Source organism: uncultured Corynebacterium sp. (genome assembly GCF_902489365.1).
Taxonomy (GTDB): Bacteria; Actinomycetota; Actinomycetes; order Mycobacteriales; family Mycobacteriaceae; genus Corynebacterium.
Window position 1 is genome coordinate 1 of record NZ_CABTZR010000123.1, and the last position, 4,812, is coordinate 4,812.

Consider the following 4,812-nt stretch of genomic DNA (forward strand, 5'->3'; position numbering starts at 1 on the left):
CGCCCCCTCGAGTTCCTCACCACCGCAGAAGGAATGCGCGGCGCCTGGGAGCTACGCAATGGCCTGTACGGCCTGTTGGGTGCGGATCGCCCGAATGGCACGGCCTATATCACCGAGGATGTTTGCTTCCCACCGTCTCAGGTCGGCGAAGCTGCAGCGGATCTGCTGGACTTGCAGGCCAAATACGGGTACCCAGAATCAGTCATGGGCCACGCGGCCTTTGGCAACCTGCACTTCTTCTTCACCCCGCGCTTCGATGTTGAGGAGGAACGCGAGTCCTATGCTGCTTTCTTGGATGATCTGGCCGAGCTGGTCATTGATAAGTACCAAGGCTCGATGAAGGCTGAGCATGGCACCGGCGTGAACATGGCGCCCTTCCTAGAACACGAGTGGGGCTCGGAAGCCTTCGAGTTGTTTTGGGAGGTCAAGAACATGATCGATCCCAAGGGCATCCTGGCACCGAACGTGAAGCTCACGCGCGACCAGACCATCCACCTGCGCAACTTCAAATCCTTTCCCAAGGTCGAAGACGAGATCAACCCGTGCGTGGAGTGTGGCTTCTGCGAGCCCGTCTGCCCCTCCCGTCATGCCACGGTGACCCCGCGCCAGCGCATCGTGCTGCGCCGCGAGATGGCCCGGCAGGAAGAAGGCTCGGAGGTCTTGGCGCAGCTGCAGAAGGAGTATCAGTACGACGCCGTCGACATGTGCGCCGCCGACGGCACCTGCTCTATCCCCTGCCCGATTAGCATCGATACAGGTGCGGTCATGAAGCAGCTGCGCGCCCAGCAGGCCACCCCGGCCCGCGAGAAGGTAGCACTGACGACGGCGCAGCGCTGGGAGTTGGTGGAAAAGCTTGCCCGCGCTGGCATCATCTCCGCCAACAAGATCCCCCACAAGCCCCTCGAGCTGGGCACCAACATGGCACGTAACGTGGTAGCACCCGACCTGTTGCCCACCGTCCCGGGGCCGCTTCCTCAGGCTGCATCGCGTCTGCCGGAAACCCCGCGCGAGGGTGCCGGTGCGCTCTACTTCCCTGCATGTATCAACCGCATCTTTGGACGCCCAGCAGGAGCTGCCAAGGACTCGGTCGACCTACCACGCGCCATCGTGGAGCTGGGACGCCGTGCTGGCCAGCCAGTGTGGATCCCCGAAGATGTCGCGGGCGATTGCTGCGGCACACCGTGGTCCTCCAAGGGCTACAAGGAAGGATTTGAGTACCAGGCTCAAAAGATCGTACGCGACCTCTGGCACTGGTCGGAGCACGGCCAGCTACCCATCGTGGTCGATGCTGCCAGCTGCACCCACGGGTTGCTTGATTCCGTTCCTGAGGTACTCTCCCCTGCTGACCGCAAGCTCTGGGAGGATCTGCGCATCCTCGATGTCGTGGAATGGCTGCGCGATGAAATCGCGCCACACCTGCCCATCGTGAAAAACATGGGCAGCATCGCCGTACACCCAACCTGCTCGACGGATCACATGGGCATGAGCCAAGCGCTCGTTGATCTGGCAAACCTCTGCGGCACAGCGAAGGTCCCGGAGGGCGCGATGTGCTGTGGCTCCGCCGGTGACCGCGTTATGCTGCACCCGGAGCTCGTCGAGTCCGCCACGCGCGAGGAGCGTGCTTCACTCGACGCGGAGCGCTTCGACGCCTTCGTCTCCGATAACCGCACCTGCGAGATGGGCCTGGAGATGATCTCCGGGCGGACCTATGAATCAATCGCAGTGCTGTTGGAGCGGGCCTCCCGTCCGGTCGTCACTCCATAGCAACGCGCCGGTGCCATACTCCTCGTCGGGAGCTCTGCCACCGGCGCAACAGATGTGGTGGAGCCGGGTTAGAGATAGTCGTAATTGATTTCGGTGTCCGGGGCGAAAAACACGCACCCGCCCTTCATTGGGCGCAGGTAGATCGTGTCGCCCTGGTGCACGTCAATGCCGCGCGGCACCTTCACTGTGATCCGGTCACCGCGGACCACGGTTCCGTCATTGGCCGACTCTTCGCGCGCACCATAGACGTACAGCTCGGAGCCTAAGTGCTCCACGATATCGACCCGAACCGGTATCCCATACTGTTCACCTGGCTGGTTGACGCCAACGATGTCCCAATTCTCTGGGCGTACACCAACGAGGACGTGCTCCGATCCTACCTTCGCGGCCTGCTCCTGTGGCATGTAATAGTCCAACGCATGGTCCTTGCCGCTGACGACACGGCCGTCAACGAAAGGTACATTGTCGATGAGAGTCATAGCCGGCGAACCAATGAACGTCGCGACGAAGGAATTACCGGGGTTCTCATACAGTGTTTTAGGCGCGTCGACTTGCTGAATAATGCCCTGTTTGAGGACACACACGCGATCACCCATGGTCATTGCCTCAGTTTGGTCGTGGGTGACATAGACCGTGGTGGTGTTGAGCTCGCGCTGCAGTTGAAGGATCTGCGCACGCGTGGATACGCGGAGCTTCGCATCCAGATTGGACAGGGGCTCATCCATGAGAAAGACCTTGGGCTGGCGCACGATAGCGCGACCCATAGCCACACGCTGGCGCTGGCCACCTGACATTGCGGAGGGCTTGCGATCGATAAGATCTTCCAGCTCCAGCATTTTCGCAGCGAAGCTCACGCGCTCTTCTATGGTTGCCTTATCCACCTTGGCATTTTGCAATGCAAACGCCATGTTCTGACGCGCTGTCATGTTGGGGTACAGCGCATAGGACTGGAACACCATGGCTACATCGCGGTCCCGCGAGCGGGTCTCGGTAACGTCGGCCCCGTCGATGAAGATCTGGCCTTCGTCGATTGGCTCAAGGCCAGCGAGCATGCGCAACGTCGTAGACTTGCCGCAACCAGACGGTCCGACGAGTACCAGGAACTCGCCGTCCTTGATATCGAGGTTAATGCGGCTGACCGCCGGTGGCTTCTTCGGATCATAAATCCTGGAAGCTTGACGGAATTCAACAGTAGCCATGGTGTCCTTTCAAACGATCCGAAGTGTTACTTGAGCTTCGGGGTGATGTCGCGGTCGATAACGCTCTGCGTCTCCTTTTGCAGGTCACCGAATGCGGACTCCACGTCCTCATTGCCCACAGTGATGCGGTCAAGAACGCCACCGATGCGCTGTCCACCGCCCGGTACGAAGACGCGAGCGTAATCCTGCGGCTTCGTGTTCTCGTTGAGCTGCTCGATTGCCGTCTGGGCGTTCGGGTTCTCCTCCAAGAACTTCTTCTCCTCCGGATCATCCAGGGCGTCCTTGCGCACCGGCATGTACCCCGTCTTCTGGGAGAACTTGATGGTGTTCTCGGTGTTCGTCAGGAAGTCAATGAACTTGACCGCGTTAGCCTTGCGCTCGTCAGAAATTCCAGCCGGCACGGCCAGACCAGCACCACCGGTGGCTGCCGAAGGACCAGGGCCTGGCAGGTAGGTGGTGATGAATGGAATCGTCGCCGTCTCCTTCAGGCCGCCCAGGGAACCGGTGGACTCCAGCAGTCCAGAGGCCTTGCCAGAGCCGAAGGCTACGGTCGGGTCAGTGGAGATTTCGATGTGACCGGCCTTGACCTGGTCCTGCAGGAATTTACCAGCCTCAATGGACTCCTTCGACGTAAAGTTCGGTTCCCACTCATCAGAGTAAGAGCCACCGAAGGCCCAAATCATGCCCTGGAAGTACCAGTCGAGGTAGTTGGATCCATCCGGGACAGTGACGGCCGGCTTGTCGAGCTTGTCCTTGATCTTGGTGGCCCACTCGTCGAATTCTTCCCAGTCCTTCGGGCCACGGTCGGTGGGAAGGCCAGCCGCCTTGAGGTCATCGGTGTTCCAGTACATCAGGTTCGTGGAGCGGGAGTACGGAACGCCGTAGTGCTTGTCCTTGTAGTTGTAGTCTTCGCGCAGGGTGTCGACGTAGCTCTCATAGTCAATGTCGTTCATCTCCCACAGCTCATCGAGCGGCGTCGTGGCCTCATTCAGTGCGAAGTTGAACCAGGTGACGTCGGACGCAACGAGGACGTCAGGCAGGTCGCCACCTGCGAGAGCAGCGTTGAAGCGCTGCGCAACTTCCTCATAGTTGGAGCCGGCGGTGACCAGCTCAACCTTCAGATCCGGGTTCTCCTTTTCGAATTCATCAATGAGCTCTTGCTCTATGTCACGGGAGGAACCCGGGTGGTTGGACCAGAAGGTGATGGTGTTGGCGTCGCCGCCGTCCTTTGCGTCGTTCCCTGCGGTGGTCGAACCACCTGCACAGGCGGTCAAGGACATGGTGGTGAGAAGCGCCGCGCAAGCGGCAACGATGCGAGTAGAAATCTTATGAGACATGGGGAGGTTCTCCTTGAGAAGTGAAGAGTTGGGTGGACTTGTTCGAGTTGGGCGTCGGGATGGCAGGCAGGCTAGCCCTTGACTGCTCCAGCAGTCAGGCCCTTAATCATCGGCTTCTGGAGTATGAGGAAGATGATGATCATGGGCAGGGTTGTCAGCACTGTGCCTGCCATCACCGGCGCCCAATTGGTCACGCCTTCCGCGTCCTGCAAGCGGGTCAGGCCCACCGGAAGGGTGGCTGCAGCCGGTGTATCCGTAATCAGGAAGGGCCACAGGTATTGGTTCCACTCATTGACCACAGTGATCAGGACGAACGCGGACAGCGTTGGCCACGACATCGGCAGGACCACTCGGAACAAGGTGGTGAAGAATCCTGCCCCGTCCATGCGCGCGGCCTCGAGAATCTCCGGCGGCAATGATTGGAAGTGATTGCGCATGAGGAAGGCACCGAACGCCACGCCCGCCAACGGGATGATGACTCCAGCGTAGGTGTCTCTCCAACCCCATGACGC

At 60.1% G+C, this 4,812-nt stretch carries 4 protein-coding genes; 1 reads left to right on the forward strand and 3 read right to left on the reverse strand.

The window, feature by feature from the left end; translation table 11 throughout:
* Nucleotides 1-1,764: FAD-linked oxidase C-terminal domain-containing protein (locus tag RDN59_RS11490; RefSeq protein WP_308607953.1), on the forward strand; the 1,764-nt coding region annotated here is incomplete at its 5' end.
* A 68-nt stretch (nt 1,765-1,832) separates the two neighbouring features.
* Here RDN59_RS11490 and RDN59_RS11495 read toward each other — a convergent pair.
* From RDN59_RS11495 to RDN59_RS11505, 3 genes are all read right to left on the reverse strand, one after another.
* Complete coding sequence (locus tag RDN59_RS11495) at nt 1,833-2,963, reverse strand: ABC transporter ATP-binding protein (protein ID WP_308607954.1); 1,131 nt, start codon at nt 2,961-2,963, stop codon at nt 1,833-1,835.
* Between the two features lie 26 nt (nt 2,964-2,989).
* On the reverse strand, nt 2,990-4,300 hold the full coding sequence (locus RDN59_RS11500; RefSeq protein ID WP_308607955.1) for an ABC transporter substrate-binding protein: 1,311 nt from the start codon (nt 4,298-4,300) through the stop codon (nt 2,990-2,992).
* A 71-nt stretch (nt 4,301-4,371) separates the two neighbouring features.
* Nucleotides 4,372-4,812 (reverse strand): carbohydrate ABC transporter permease (locus RDN59_RS11505; RefSeq protein WP_308607956.1); only part of this gene is annotated, 441 nt, incomplete at its 5' end.